This is a genomic window from Terriglobia bacterium (assembly GCA_020072645.1).
In the GTDB taxonomy this organism is placed as follows: Bacteria; Acidobacteriota; Terriglobia; order Terriglobales; family Acidobacteriaceae; genus Angelobacter.
The window spans coordinates 115278-128660 of sequence record JAIQGK010000011.1; the positions used below are offsets into that span (position 1 = coordinate 115278).

Consider the following 13383-nt stretch of genomic DNA (forward strand, 5'->3'; position numbering starts at 1 on the left):
TTTTCTCCCGGATTGCGCACCCATCACATGCCGCAAAACAAGAGTAGAGGCTGGCACAGCGCCGCAAGTACTGAAAGGTGAGTTGAACTGTGTCTCTGAACAGAGAGGAGACTGCCGCAGCAGCCCCCTCTTATCACACGCAATTTACTTTTTGGTTTTGCCCGCAGCGGAGCAACTCTGCCGGATCACGGTAAATTTTGTTACGTCCACCGGCGTTCCCTGCTGGCACGTGGTCGGACCTTCATGCGCCTTGCCCGTAAAACGGATGGCAGTGTTGATGCTCGGCGGCGTACCTTTAAAGAAAAGATTGAAAAGTGTCCCAGTCTTTGTGTCTTTGAGCACCAGGCACCCAGCTTCCACGCCTGCTTCAACGCAACCTGATCCTGTGATCGTTTTTGCTGCAGGTGCGGACTTATCCTGTTTGGTCTGAGCAGCGGCAATTCCTGTGAATAGGAGGGCTGTCAGGAAGATCGTGGAAAACCTTATCGCCAGATGATGTTTCATGGATAGAACTCCTTTCTTTGCTGCTAAGTGTAAACCTCGAGCGACGTCGCACCGTTGGGCAAGCGGGTTTTCGTGCTCGGCTATCCCAAGTCGGGAACTGCTGGCACCCACTCAAGCGCGGCAAGCTGAAGTAGCCTTGAAAAGTTCTGGCGCGGGGAATAACGGACGATTTCTGGAATTTTGCCCTGTTAAGTCCCTTAAATGGCATAGAAGGGCAATCCAGTCCTGTTCCATTCTTACGGTGTTGAGTCTTCGGCACATTTCTCCCTGTGCAGGTCTTCCGCTGTTTGCTGCACGTTGTTGCTTGTGTGCAAATCCCGCCTCCATTACGCTCATGGGGGTCACAGGTGGGACACATGGCCGAACGAGCTTACAAGTTTTCTGGTATCGATGGTTTGCCAGCAATCATCAAGGTCGGTTGTGCGCTTTTCATTCTATTGCTCTGCAGAAGTGGAATATTAATAGAATATTGGAATGGCAACAATCTTTTGGCGTGGCGCAGGTGAGAACAGCCCCCGACAAGATCGGAATTTCTTGGGCGTTCGAGCAATCTGAGGGCTTTCAGTTATATTCCGATTCGCTGGGGCCTTCGCGCTCTGCGCGCAGGATTTCAGTTACAGGCTCAGACGCCTCCAAAAATGCCTCAACTTACACGTCTAAGAGCTATCTTAATCTGCGGCGGCACACTCCAATGTCAGAAATTCACATATCGTAATTTTCCAATCACTGCACTGGGTGATGATGGTCACATATGTGCGCACGGCAATCGCATAGCATGCAAGCAAGAGAAGGATGAGTTGGCCTCCATTCGATACTGACTCATTCTTGCCTCGCAAGGAGGTTTGTATGAGGCTAGCAAGGTTAGTTCCAAGTATAGTTATATGTGCGTTGCTCTTCGGCCCGACCATTGCGTCTGCGGCTGCAGCCGGCCAGAATGAGTCTGTATACGTAAGTGATATTGAGAACAGGTTGGACAGAGTTACGGCAACGCTGGCTCTCGGCTACGCCATTATTCCCGATGCTGACAATGCAAGGAAGGTAGGGATTTTGTGGGGAGGTTCTACGTCGGCAGAAATTCCCTACCGTTTACAGGCTGGGAGAGCTTATCTGTTCATTGGAGTGTGTGACAAGGATTGTTCGGATCTGGACTTCACATTATTTAATCAAAACCGCTCTGTCGTTGCGATCGAAATGGTTAGCAACAGTCATGGCGTTCCCATATTTGCATTCGCGCCGCAGCAGACTGGCACTTATTATTTGCGAGCTACAATGCAACAGTGCCGGACAAGAGGTTGCTATTGGGGCGTCGATATTTTTAGAAAAGCTGAGTGACGGCTAAAACTGTTACCGACATACTAAGAAGAAGGGGATCATCCTGATGATCCTCTTCACATTATATTCCTGATCCCGAAGGCTAAATACTCAGAATCGAGATGGGATCGATCCCCAAATATAGCATCTGGCGGAGGGAGAGGGATTCGAACCCCCGATACCCTTTCAGGTATAACGGTTTTCAAGACCGTCTGTTTCAACCGCTCACACATCCCTCCGCGTGATTGGTATCAACAGTTTACCAGCACTCGGAAATCGCCGCTGGCATAAGCGATCATTACCTGGTACTCAGGGAACTGGAACCGATGGGCCGGACACGTCGCTTTTGGTGGGCAGAAGCTTTGAAAATGTTAATATTTCGTGCAAGGTTTTCGTTCACTCCAAACCCAGATGCTTAGCAACGTTCCGAACTGGCCGTATCGTTTGTGCAGGCTCCGGTCTGCGCGAACACTTGCATTGTCGTGTAGCGTGGTCGCGGCGGTGGGCACTCTAGCAGGTTTCTTTTGCAATGATGCGCACGCTGAGCAGAAAGGTGCGCCGGGGCCAGTAGTGGTCCAGCCGGGATCGCCCGGAAAACCGAGTAAGAGGCTGCCGCCGTCTACAACGGGAAAGCTGCCGCCGCGGTCGCAAGCGGAAGTGGAGTTCATGCAAGGCATGATCATGCACCATGCGCAAGCCGTGGAGATGACGGCGCTGATTCCGTCGCATACGGAAAATAAGGACTTGCAGTTGCTGGGAGCGCGCATCAGCAGTTCACAGTCCAGCGAGATCAACTTTATGAAGCGATGGCTGGCGGCCCGTGGGGAACCAGCTTCCATGGCGATGCCGGGAATGAAGGACATGGACATGTCTCGCCATCCGATGCCGCTCATGCCCGGCATGCTTACAGCGGAGCAAATGACGGCGCTACGAAAGGCGAAGGGCGCCGAGTTTGACCATTTATTTTTAACCGGGATGATTCAGCACCACAACGGCGCATTAACCATGGTTAAGGACCTGTTCGATACCGCAGGCGCGGGACAGGATGCCGAGCTGTTTGACTTCGCAACCGATGTGGACAGTGGCCAGCGAGCCGAAATCAGAATTATGCAAGGGATGTTAGACAAGAAAACTCCAGAGGAGAAACAATGAACCGAGTGCCCAGTTTTGTGTTTTGCGTGGCGGTGGCTGCAATGATTTTATTTCCCGGCGTGAGCCGGCTGCGGGCGCAAGCGCAGACGCCTTCACCCACGCCGGCGGTACAGACGCCTTCGCCCACACCTTCCGCAGCGGAACCAGATGAAGAGGACAAGAATCCATTTGCTCCGGAGCCGGCTCCTGTGCTGCAACCGGGCATGAAGGGGTCGGATACAAACGATCCGCGCGCAAAGCTGGCCCCGGGCCTCTACAACGCGGGCGAAGCAGCCATGGGGATCAAACACCTTCAGCTCGTTAAAAAGCCGGCCGCATTTCAACTCGGGACTAACAATCCAGATGATCCCAAAGTGCAGAAGATGCTGGCGCAGCTCAACTCGCCTAATCTGGCAAAGGCGCCAGCCCCCATGCGTTTGGTCATTGCCCAGCTGGCTTTCGCGAACTCCGATCTTGCGTTCCAGGGCAACCACTTGTTTCAGGGAAATTTTTATGGCGTAAATATCTTTGACATTTCCAATCCGGCAAAGACCACACTGGTGACCTCGCTGGTGTGCCCTGGTGGACAGGGTGATGTATCGGTGTATAAGAACCTGCTTTTCATGTCTGTGGAGCAGCCAAACGGACGCCTGGATTGCGGCGTGCAGGGCTTCCCTCCCGATCCTGCACCCCCGGCGGGCGAGCCAAAACCGAAGAAACGCCCAGTGCCGTCAGCGCAGAAAGACCGCTTCCGCGGCGTGAGAATCTTTGATATTTCTGACATCAAGAATCCCCGGCAGGTGGCGGCGGTGCAGACGTGCCGCGGGTCGCACACACATACGCTGGTCGTGGATCCCAATGACAAAGACAATGTTTATATCTACGTGTCAGGCACATCGTTTGTGCGCAGGCCAGAGGAACTGGCTGGATGCTCAGGAGAAGAGCCGGACAAAGACCCGAATACGGCACTGTTTCGCATCGACGTGATCAAGGTCCCGGTGGCTTCGCCGCAGGACGCGAAAGTGGTATCGAACCCGCGCGTGTTCATGGACGCCCGGACAGGCGCGATCAATAGCCTGACCAACGGCGGCACTCATGGCAAGAAAGGCCCGGAGAAGCCGAAGGAGACAAACCAGTGCCACGACATCACCGTATATTCGGCGATCGGGTTGGCGGCGGGCGCATGCTCCGGAAATGGAATTTTGCTCGATATTAAAGATCCCGTGAATCCCAAGCGTGTGGACGCGGTGAACGACCCGAACTATTCGTACTGGCATTCGGCTTCTTTCTCAAACGATGGAAGCAAAGTGCTGTTTACTGATGAATGGGGCGGCGGTTTGGGGGCGCGGTGCCGTCCGAACGATCCGAATGTATGGGGCGCGGACGCGATCTTTGGTTTGAATAATGATAAGTTAACTTTTGAGAGCTATTACAAAATGCCCGCCGCGCAGAGTGACTCAGAAAACTGTGTGGCGCACAACGGCTCGCTGGTTCCAGTGCCTGGCCGCGATATAGAGGTACAAGCCTGGTATCAGGGAGGCATCTCCGTCGTGGACTTCACAGACGCGGCGCACCCATATGAAATTGCCTACTTTGATCGTGGACCTATCGATCCGAAGGTGCTGGTGCTGGGCGGCGACTGGTCAGCATATTGGTACAACGGCTACATTTATGGTTCAGAGATTGCGCGCGGCCTGGACGTGTTTGAACTGACGCCGAGCAAATTTTTGACGCAGAATGAGATTGATGCTGCAAAGACCGTCCGCGTAAGCGAGCTGAATGTGCAGAACCAGCAAAAAATCGAGTGGCCGGCAAAGCTGGTTGTCGCCAAGGCATATGTGGACCAGTTGTCCCGGTCGCAAGCGTTGCCAGCGGATAAAATCACCGCTCTGCAAAAGGCAATCCAGAGCGCGGAGAGCTCACACATGAGCAATGGTGCGGTGGCGAAGTTGAAAGGCATGGCGTCGTCGTTGGCGAGTGACGCCGGCTCGGCGAAAAGCCCGGCGGATACGACGCGGCTAAAGGCTTTGGCTGAGATTTTGGAGCATCCGGCAGCGTAAAATATAGAGGCTCGGCGGCTCGTTCATGAGAACGGGCCGCCAAAGTTTTTTGCGGTGTCAAAAGAAGTGTTAAGACTGGTTGTCACTCGCTTCGATATCCTCATTGACGGTTAACACATCTGGGCTGAAAGAAGCCATTGCCCCGGAAGCATTCCAGGCTCGGACGGCATCCAAAATGAAATAATCATAAGGGGAGAGATGCCATGAGTACCCAAAAAGTGATTGAGCTGCCGCGCCGGACTGTCTCCAGCGTAAGCCCCCTGACCGGTGAATTGCTGCGGGAATTTGAGCAGCACTCCGATGATGTAGTTGAAAACAAGATCGCTCTTGCTGCCAGGACTTTTCGCGATTATCGCAAAGTCCCTTTTGCTCAGCGCGCCGCCATGATGATGCGCGCAGCGGAGATCCTGGAACACGAAAAAGATACTTTTGGCCGGATGATGACCCAGGAGATGGGCAAGACGCTGATATCGGCTGTGCAGGAAGCGGAGAAAAGCGCTTTTGGCTGCCGCTTCTATGCTGACAATGCAGAGCGGTTCCTGGCCGACGAAGAGGCCAAGACTAATGCCACGCGCAGCTTTGTGCGCTACCAGCCGATCGGTCCAGTCCTGGCCGTAATGCCGTGGAATTTTCCCTTCTGGCAGGTGTTTCGCTTTGCCGCACCCGCGCTCATGGCCGGTAACGTTGGATTGCTGAAGCACGCTTCCAATGTGCCGCAGTGCGCGCTTGCCATTGAAGATATTTTCCGCCGTGCCGGATTCCCTGAAGGCGCTTTTCAGACATTGCTGATCGGCCCAGACCGCGTGAACAACATTATCGCCGACCGTCGCATTGCCGCCGCCACACTCACCGGCAGCGTGGGCGCGGGAAGCAGCGTAGCCACGGCAGCCGGAAAGGCCATCAAGAAGTGCGTTCTGGAGCTTGGCGGCAGTGATCCGTTTATCGTGATGCCCAGTGCGGATTTGGACAAAGCGGTGGAAACCGCAGTGCAGGCCAGGGTGATCAACAATGGACAATCATGCATCGCGGCGAAGCGGTTCATTGTTCATCAGCAGATTGCGGAGCAATTTGAAAAGAAATTTGTGGCGCGCATGGCGTCACTCAAAGTTGGGGATCCCATGGAGGCCTCTACTGATGTTGGGCCGCTGGCGACCGAAGACGTCCTGAAGGGCTTGGAACAGCAGGTGCAAAAAACAATCGAGATGGGCGCCCGCGTTCTGCTGGGAGGAAAGCGGATCGATCGCAAAGGTAATTTCTTTGCGCCAACTGTCCTGACGGATATTCCACAAGGCTCGCCGGCTTTCGACGACGAGCTCTTTGGCCCGGTGGCATCGCTCTATCGCGCGACTGACATGGGCGAGGCGATTGAGATTGCCAACAATTCCATCTTTGGATTGGGCGCGTGCGCGTGGACCAACGACGCGAAGGAGCGCGACATGTTCATCAATGAGATTGAGTCAGGGCTGGCCTTTATCAATGGAATGGTGGCCTCTGATCCGCGTATTCCTTTTGGCGGCGTGAAGCATTCAGGTTATGGACGCGAACTGAGCCATCACGGCATCATGGAATTTGTGAATGTAAAGTCGGTTTGCATTCAGAAAGCGGATTTGGGAAAAAGCCGCACGGAATAGAGCGGAATTGTTTGCGCTCAGTGAATAATTTTGACCAAGTGGCGGTCATTTGCGATTTGCTTGACGACAGGTTCCAACCGGTCAAAGGCTTCCTGCAGAATACGCCGTGAAGTAGCAAAGCAGATACGGAGATGTCCGCTGGCGCCGGGGCCAAACCATCGCGGCGCGCCCGGAACCAGCGCAACGCGGGCTCGTTCACGCAGTTGCTGGCACAGTGTTTCTGAATTGTCACTCATGCTGCTTACGTTTGGAAACACCACATAGGTCCCTTGAGGCGGCTGCGCTGTTACACCCGGCCATTTTGCCAAACGGCCGATAACGTAATCACGCTGTGCCTGCAGATGCTGGACAAATTGTGCGAGCCACTCACGACCGTCGTTGAGCGCGGCGACGACGGCAATCTGCGACAACACCGAGACACCATAGACGGTGCTTTCAGCGTCTGAGGCGGCGACGATTTCTTTGCGCCATTGCGAGTCCGTGCAGATCAGGCAGCCGACACGCAGCCCGGCCAAAGCAAAGTTCTTGGAGAAGCCATAAACCGTTACGGTGTTGCGGGCAATCTCCGGCGAGATCGACGCCAGGCTGACATGGTGGTGCGGAGCGTAAACAATGTCAGACCAGATTTCGTCTGAAACAATCCGCAAGCCGCGAGAGATGGCCCATTCAGCAACGCGCTGCTGCCACTCGCGCGAATACACCACGCCCAGCGGATTGTGAGGATTGCAAAGCCAGAGCATGCGCGTGCGCGCCGTAAGGCGGGACTCCATGCCGCGAATGAAGTCTTCCGCGCTGGTGCCCAGCTCTACCCTTACGCGAACAGGCACAGCTCCGGCGCGCTGCACGGTGTGGTGCAGAAGAAAATCCACGGGATCGGGAATAAGAACTTCGTCCCCGGCTGCCAAGCTTGCCCGGGCCAGCACGGCCATGCCAGATGCAGCGCTGTCTGTGGCGAATATCTCTTCTGCTTTGCAAGCCATCTGCCGAGTTTCGTTCATCCAGCGCGCAATCGATTCACGGAACTGCGGCAGCCCCTCGGGAGGTCCGTAGCTAAGCACGCCATCACGGACGTAACGCACAAGCTGTTCCTGAATCGCAGGACAGACCGGAAAGTCAGGATCGGCAGCGGTGAGCGGGATCACGTCAACAGGCTGCTGTGCCCAACGCATGTTGAACGCGCGTTCGCGCAGAAGATCAAGCCGGACGATGTTGTCTGAAAACGAGCCGGGCTGCGCATGGTCGGGTTCCGCTATGGGCAGCAGAATGGTGCTGCCGATTTCCGGAGTAAGGAAGTGACGCGTCAACTCACGGCCTTTGGCCACATAGGGCGCGCACTGCTCGCGCCGCTCCGTTGAATAGCGGGACAGCGCGTGCTCCAGATCAGATGGCGCTTTCACGTTCTGTGGACGAAGATTTTCCGCCAGAGCCACAGCGTCTGCCACCGCGGAAGAAACGCCCTGACTGGTAAAGGGTGAAAGAGGATGAGCAGCGTCGCCCACGAGCACCAGATTTCCGCGATAAAAAGCGGGGACCAGATCTGTATCCAGCGGACGCCAAAGATGGGTGCGGAAAAAATCCGCGATGCTGAGAAGGTGGGGAATCGGGTCCGCCCACTCTCCGACGAGGGAGCTGACAAATTTCTTGCGCGTTTCGGCGAAACTCGCAGCATCTTCCGCAGGCTGGGGAAAGCGCTGGGAATCAAATTGCAGGTACCAGATCAGGTGCTCAGAGTCGACTGCCAACGTGCCTAGCGCAATGCCGCCGCTGACGGCATGGAATTTATTAAAGTTGTTGCTGGCCCAGCGCACGGTGCTCTTACACTTCACCATGCCAACGATCTCAAGCACCTGCGCCTGCGTGGCAGGCCAAGCGGGGAACAGGGCATGACGCGCGCGAGAGCGGATTCCTTCCGCGCTGACATAGAGATCGGCTTTAACGTGTGTGCCGGTATTTAGGCGCGCCTGCGTCACGTTGCCCGCATCGTCAAAGTCGAGCGCTGCAAGCTCGGCGTCAAACAGGGGAGTGCTTCCGGACGGTAAAGCGCGCATCAGGGCGTCAATCAATTGGCGGCGGCGGATGCTGCGCGTGCCTGACGGCAAGGGCTGTTCATAGAGTATCTGCCCGCTGGAGCTGCGGCAAAAATAACGCTGCAGCGGAGCGCCGCTGTTTTCGCCGGTCAGGTCCACGCCAAAACTCTGGAGACAATCAATGCCTTCCGGCATGAGGATGAAGCCCATGCCAGTTTCCTGGCCCTGGCGCATGCGCTCGTAAATCTGGCAGTGGTGGCCTTGAGCGCGCAAAGTAATTGCGCTCATCAAGCCGGCGATTCCAGCGCCAAAAATTGCGATCTCCATGCTGCTCCTTGCGAGTAGTGGCTTTCCTGGTCGTTCGATTTAGCGAGCTGATTGTGAATCTGCGAACTCTTCTTGCGTGAACGAGCTGCTTCAGCCTTGAAGAGTCCAACCGCAATCATCGATCAGATTAGCGGCGTTTTATAGTTGTGAAGCAAAGTGAACGAACGTTGCAAAATTTCCATCGCAATACGAGCGTTCACGGCCATTGACAATCAGGAAGTTGCAGCCTGCTTCTGTTTGCTGAAGATGGCCTGCATATTTTCCGGCGAAAAAAATTCCGGCACCGGCACGGTATGCGCCAGCATTCCAAAGAACCGGCTGCGCTGCTCAGGATTTTCCCGCAGGGCCTCCAGAAGCTGTTGCACCTCCGGCGGAGGCGGCTCCAGGGCCGCCAGCTGCGTTGTCAAATCAAAGTAGGGCAGCTCAGTGTTGTTACGTGTCTGCTCATAGGCAGCCAGCGCATCTTCCAGAGGCTGGCGGCCGCTGAAGCCTGCATGAATGGCCTCGGCCAGCCACTCAGCGCTGCCGAACGCATCTGTGATTCCGGAAGCCGTGCAGGGATCTTTCTGATAGCCCGCATCGCCCACCAGCGCCCATCCAGGGCCATAAGGCTTACGGACGTGGCTGGGAATTGCGCCGCCCACGTAGCGCGATTCGCGCTTGCCGGCCTGTATCCGTTCCCACAACTCCGGCGCGTGCTGGGCGATGACGGCGCTGTGGTGCTTTTCAATGTTGGTGCGGACCGTAGGGAGATCACGGGCGGCAAACGCCACGCCGATGAGGGAAAGATTGTCATTGGTGTTGTAAGCAAAAATCACATTGCCGGGACGCAGCCACAGATGCCAGCCGACCATCGGAACACCGCTGTAATAGGCGTACCAGGAACCTTCCAGCGCGGGACCGGTCTTGTACTCAGGGGCTTCGACGGCCTTGGCCACCATGCTGAACATGCCATCGGCGCCAATGGTGATGCGCGCTTTCTCTGTAACCATGGGGCCATTTTTTTCATGGCCGCGAATGCCAACGACACGGCCATCTTCAAAAAGCACTTCCTGGGCGGAAAAGCCTTCGCGCAGCTCCGCCCCGGATTTCACGGCGGCATCGACCAGGATGGGATCAAGCCTGATGCGGCGCGGCGCAAACGCCTCAGTAACTCCGCCTTCCGCGGGAACGGGTGAGCCTGTAAGCGAGAATGCGCCATAATCAAAATGGTTGGTCAAAATCGGCGGGCAATTGGAGGCTTTCAGCGTATCCAGCAGGCCCCAGCGCTTCAGCCGGGCAGATCCGGTCTGGTGCACGTAATGGTTGGAGAACGGCATATCGCTGGGAAAGGTCCCCCGATCGAGCAGCAGGACTTTGTAACCCTTGCGTGCCAATAACAGAGCGGTAGGAGCGCCGGCGCAGCGCGCGCCAACGATAATCGCGTCATACATGGAATTTTTTTCCCCGGCCAGTGTCCGTTGCGATCCGAACCCGGCTATCAGTTCAGCCTTGTGCTTATTATCGTTCCCAAAATGGGATAAGCGTTACAAAATTCTTAGAAAAAAGATTAGAATTCATGAGATTTTTACCCAAGAAAACCGCAACCCGCCTGTTTTCTTTGTGCTGCGGGTGCAAAAGAGGTGGCTCATGAAGACAAACCTGGAAACGATCCAAGGTATATATAAAGGCGACGCCGAACAAATTGCGAGGAACCTCCAATCCGCGCTGGCCCCGCGCTTTGAATGGACTGAGGCTGCCGGCTTTCCCTATGCCGGGACGTACCACAGCATGGAAGAGGTAGGGAAAAACGTATTTGCCCGCCTGGCTACGGAGTGGGAAGGCTACCGCGCGGAGGTGGACCAGTTTTATGACGCCGGAGACACCATCATTGTGACCGGCAGATATCTTGGGACGTACAAGAAGTCCGGGGGCGTGATGGATGCGGTTTTTGCCCACATATGGAATTTCAAGGACGGAAAAATCGTGAAGTACACCCAGAACGTGGATACTAAAAAGGTGTGGGACGCGATTGAGGGCAAATGAGCTGGGCTTTCAGAACGAGATTCAAGAAAGAGATCGTGGCGGAATTTCTGCCGCCCAAGCGAGCAGGTAAGAAACAGAAAGTCATCATCCTGTGCGACGGGATGCCGGGAATTCCGAGGAAACAGACGTTAATGGAATTCCTGACGGCAAAAGGCTATTGGGTCTTCTATCCGCGATACCGGGGATCGTGGGAGAGCGGCGGTAAGTTTCTGCAAAAATCTCCTGAGCGGGACATTCTTGACGTGATTGACGAACTGCCCAAGGGCGTTTGCGAACTGACTTTCGGCAAGCGGTTTGACTTGAAGCCGGATGAAATCTTTGTGATTGGCGGAAGTTTTGGCGGCGCAGCGGCCATTCTTGCCTCGCTCGATGATCGAGTGAAAATGGTGATTGCCAATTGTCCTGTGGTGGACTGGGCGATTCTTGCGAAAGAAGAAAGGCTGGAGACTTCCAATCGCAACTATGCCGCGTATATCCGCGAGGCGTTTGGCAATGGTTATCGTCTTTCAGACAGCAACTGGCGCAAGCTGCACGGCGGCAGATTTTACAATCCTGCGCACCATGTGAAGGAGATCGACCCGGAAAAGATCATGATGTTCCACGCCAAAGACGATCCCTACGTTCCTTATAAATCAGTCAAGAAGTTCGCTGACCGGACCGGAGTGAAACTTAATTCGTTTGCGCGTGGAGGACACCTGAGCACGGAGATGATCGTGCAGAAATATTGGAAGCGGATAAAGAAGTTTTTTGCCGGGTAAGCTCTTTGCCGCAGATTTCGCAGACAAACGCAGATCAGAAAACTTAGCCGCGAATCCACGCGAAAAACGCGAATCTGATTTAGGTTGTGCGGATGCGGCTAAATTAGCAGCAAATATTTTCTCAGCGTTGCGAGATTGGCGGCTCAACATCAGCAGTTCTTTGGCGCGACGAGTGAGTTCAACGCGGCAGGTGCCATTCGAGACGCAGAAGAGTGCAGGGGGCATTGAATCCGCAGCAACGGCGCACCCCTCTCGATATGGTGCGCCGGTTGCTGGGACAAACGCGGACTTTCAACCTCAGTAACTTCAAAATCCTTACTGCACGTTTTTGGCTTCAACCTGTTTATAGCCCTCGGGTACTTTGAACAAGTTTGCGTCAACGGCGCTGGTGGAAACCGAAGTGACTTCACTGGTGGTATCCATCAGTGAACCTGGTGCGCCACTGGGCTTTGCGTTGGATTGGTCATCCTGGGCTGCATCATCTTTCTTCTTTTTCTTGCCGAAGAGGCCGCCGATGCCGCCGGTGATCGGGTTGCCGCTGGATTTCTGATCGTCGTGGGAAGCCTGCTGGGGCGCGCCGGGCTGGCCGGCCATCCCGACGCTGACCAGTGAAAACAAGGGCATGCCGCTCAAGGCTGTGGCGCTCTTGCGGTATTCGACCATCGCGGGAGCGATCTGTGCGTTGCCGCCCATCATGGTCCCGGGAAGCCAGTCCAATTCCTTGGCCATGCGTTGATAGAAGCGCTTTACTTCGTCATAGCCCTTGACCGGCGCGATGTAGGAATCAGAATCAACCCACATGTTCGCGGTCTGGCCCTTGGCTTTGGGATCGTCGGAGGTCATCTCCATGTCCACGCGCATCTTGGTTTCTTTGGCGTTGTAGTCGAGTATTTTTTTGGAGCCGGTACCCGGAGTGATAGTGACTTTGGGAACAATTTTTACCTGGCTAGGCTGCTCCTTGTTGCGCTTGGCTTGCTCGGCGGCGGCCTTCTTGCGGGCTTCTTCCATGCGGGCCTTCATCTCGTCAAAGGTGATGGTGGAATAGGTTTTCTTTTTGGTGTCAATCTGGGTGATGCTGCGGCCATCGAGGTCGATGATTTCAATCTGGCCGAGGCTGTCTTCACGCCTCATTTTGTTGCCCTTGAAGCTGATGGTAACGTTGGTGCCTTGGGTGGCCTGTCGCGCGTCTTTGCTGAAGACGCCGACGAACTTCATGGCGCCGGCGGCCGCGCCTCCGGTGATTTTGGTGGTTTCTGTGTATTGAAAATCGGCAAAGCAAGGTGTGGAAAGAGAGAACAACAGCGAACTGGCAAGTGCGAACGCGATACCCCGTTTCATTTCGCCTCCTGGCGGACGGAGAAATTATAGCCGGAGGCGAAAGCAAAACCACACTGGTACGATGAATCCCGGCTTTGGGCTACTGGAAGTCAGGATCTTCTGAGATGTGCAGGACCTCCTCTATTAATGCGAACCCGGCGGAGGAACTACAGCCGGGACACGGCGGAAAGGGGGTTTGTTTGCGCAGCCAGATATCTCCAGAGTTGGGACAGCGTGTATGGTCTGGCCGCCATATGCCGGAAACTGGAACCATTTCTCCACTGAGAAACGG

10 protein-coding genes and 1 tRNA gene are annotated in these 13383 nt (G+C 55.2%); 6 read left to right on the forward strand and 5 right to left on the reverse strand.

What is annotated here, in order from left to right; all coding sequences use genetic code 11:
* Window positions 1-144: 144 nt before the first annotated feature.
* Window positions 145-504 (reverse strand): hypothetical protein, encoded by a 360-nt coding sequence (locus LAO76_16025; GenBank protein MBZ5492437.1) that lies wholly within the window; start codon window positions 502-504, stop codon window positions 145-147.
* 846 nt (window positions 505-1350) lie between these two features.
* On the opposite strand from LAO76_16025, the gene LAO76_16030 reads away from it, so the two are divergent.
* Window positions 1351-1836 (forward strand): hypothetical protein, encoded by a 486-nt coding sequence (locus LAO76_16030; protein MBZ5492438.1) that lies wholly within the window; start codon window positions 1351-1353, stop codon window positions 1834-1836.
* A gap of 128 nt (window positions 1837-1964) precedes the next feature.
* On the opposite strand, the gene LAO76_16035 is transcribed toward LAO76_16030, so the two are convergent.
* A tRNA-Ser gene (locus LAO76_16035) sits at window positions 1965-2054 on the reverse strand.
* 172 nt (window positions 2055-2226) lie between these two features.
* Between LAO76_16035 and LAO76_16040 the strand changes: the two genes are divergently transcribed.
* The 3 genes from LAO76_16040 to LAO76_16050 all read left to right on the forward strand — a co-directional run bounded on the left by LAO76_16040 (window position 2227) and on the right by LAO76_16050 (window position 6637).
* Complete coding sequence (locus LAO76_16040) at window positions 2227-2967, forward strand: DUF305 domain-containing protein (GenBank protein MBZ5492439.1); 741 nt, start codon at window positions 2227-2229, stop codon at window positions 2965-2967.
* Window positions 2964-5006, forward strand: coding sequence for a hypothetical protein (locus LAO76_16045; GenBank protein MBZ5492440.1), 2043 nt, complete (start codon window positions 2964-2966; stop codon window positions 5004-5006). The genes LAO76_16040 and LAO76_16045 overlap by 4 nt, the downstream gene beginning before the upstream one ends.
* A gap of 203 nt (window positions 5007-5209) precedes the next feature.
* Entirely contained in the window at window positions 5210-6637 is a 1428-nt protein-coding gene (locus tag LAO76_16050; protein MBZ5492441.1) for an NAD-dependent succinate-semialdehyde dehydrogenase, read from the forward strand.
* Between the two features lie 17 nt (window positions 6638-6654).
* Here LAO76_16050 and LAO76_16055 read toward each other — a convergent pair whose 3' ends face one another.
* Window positions 6655-8991 (reverse strand): aminotransferase class I/II-fold pyridoxal phosphate-dependent enzyme, encoded by a 2337-nt coding sequence (locus tag LAO76_16055; protein ID MBZ5492442.1) that lies wholly within the window; start codon window positions 8989-8991, stop codon window positions 6655-6657.
* Window positions 8992-9203: 212 nt separating this feature from the next.
* Window positions 9204-10424, reverse strand: coding sequence for an NAD(P)/FAD-dependent oxidoreductase (locus LAO76_16060; protein MBZ5492443.1), 1221 nt, complete (start codon window positions 10422-10424; stop codon window positions 9204-9206).
* A gap of 196 nt (window positions 10425-10620) precedes the next feature.
* Here LAO76_16060 and LAO76_16065 point away from each other — a divergent pair, with 196 nt between their 5' ends.
* Both LAO76_16065 and LAO76_16070 read left to right on the forward strand, forming a co-directional pair.
* The gene (locus LAO76_16065; GenBank protein MBZ5492444.1) at window positions 10621-11016 is read left to right on the forward strand and encodes a nuclear transport factor 2 family protein; all 396 of its coding nucleotides are present in this window, start codon (window positions 10621-10623) and stop codon (window positions 11014-11016) included.
* Window positions 11013-11774 (forward strand): S9 family peptidase, encoded by a 762-nt coding sequence (locus LAO76_16070; GenBank protein MBZ5492445.1) that lies wholly within the window; start codon window positions 11013-11015, stop codon window positions 11772-11774. The genes LAO76_16065 and LAO76_16070 overlap by 4 nt, the downstream gene beginning before the upstream one ends.
* Window positions 11775-12089: 315 nt before the next feature.
* On the opposite strand, the gene LAO76_16075 is transcribed toward LAO76_16070, so the two are convergent.
* Window positions 12090-13112: a hypothetical protein gene (locus LAO76_16075; GenBank protein MBZ5492446.1), complete on the reverse strand. Its 1023-nt coding sequence runs from the start codon at window positions 13110-13112 to the stop codon at window positions 12090-12092.
* Window positions 13113-13383 lie beyond the last annotated feature (271 nt).

Excerpts from the sequence above, each read along its gene's own strand:
- LAO76_16050 (MBZ5492441.1), top strand. The coding sequence starts at position 5,210 with ATGAGTACCCAAAAAGTGATTGAGCTGCCGCGCCGGACTGTCTCCAGC.
- LAO76_16045 (MBZ5492440.1), top strand. The coding sequence starts at position 2,964 with ATGAACCGAGTGCCCAGTTTTGTGTTTTGCGTGGCGGTGGCTGCAATG.
- LAO76_16070 (MBZ5492445.1), top strand. The coding sequence starts at position 11,013 with ATGAGCTGGGCTTTCAGAACGAGATTCAAGAAAGAGATCGTGGCGGAA.
- LAO76_16040 (MBZ5492439.1), top strand. The coding sequence starts at position 2,227 with ATGCTTAGCAACGTTCCGAACTGGCCGTATCGTTTGTGCAGGCTCCGG.
- LAO76_16055 (MBZ5492442.1), bottom strand. The coding sequence starts at position 8,991 with ATGGAGATCGCAATTTTTGGCGCTGGAATCGCCGGCTTGATGAGCGCA.
- LAO76_16075 (MBZ5492446.1), bottom strand. The coding sequence starts at position 13,112 with ATGAAACGGGGTATCGCGTTCGCACTTGCCAGTTCGCTGTTGTTCTCT.
- LAO76_16060 (MBZ5492443.1), bottom strand. The coding sequence starts at position 10,424 with ATGTATGACGCGATTATCGTTGGCGCGCGCTGCGCCGGCGCTCCTACC.
- LAO76_16030 (MBZ5492438.1), top strand. The coding sequence starts at position 1,351 with ATGAGGCTAGCAAGGTTAGTTCCAAGTATAGTTATATGTGCGTTGCTC.
- LAO76_16065 (MBZ5492444.1), top strand. The coding sequence starts at position 10,621 with ATGAAGACAAACCTGGAAACGATCCAAGGTATATATAAAGGCGACGCC.
- LAO76_16025 (MBZ5492437.1), bottom strand. The coding sequence starts at position 504 with ATGAAACATCATCTGGCGATAAGGTTTTCCACGATCTTCCTGACAGCC.